1 protein-coding gene is annotated in these 291 nt (G+C 49.8%); it reads left to right on the forward strand.

Annotated elements, in window-relative coordinates; genetic code table 11:
- On the forward strand, positions 1-291 hold a 291-nt coding region (locus AB4167_RS21845), incomplete at both ends, for a transposase (RefSeq protein WP_372137016.1).

Consider the following 291-nt stretch of genomic DNA (forward strand, 5'->3'; position numbering starts at 1 on the left):
GCACTGCCGAATGTGAAAAATATTGCCTTGTACGACTATCAAAACAGTCGCGCGAGGGCGTGTCCCGTGGACTTTTTAGGTGACTACAACGGTTATCTACAAACCGATGGCTACGCGGCTTATGATGGTCTGCATCACGTCACCAATGTAGGGTGCTTAGCGCATGCTCGTCGCAAGTTCATGGATGCGAAGAAGCTTCAAGGGAAAGGTAAATCGGGCAAGGCTGATAAGGCGCTGGCTAAAATCCAAAAACTCTACGGGATAGAATCACGCTTAAAAGGTGCGCCTGCC

Origin of the sequence: Vibrio sp. 10N.286.49.E11 (assembly GCF_041469505.1) — a bacterium.
Lineage (GTDB): Bacteria > Pseudomonadota > Gammaproteobacteria > Enterobacterales > Vibrionaceae > Vibrio > Vibrio crassostreae_C.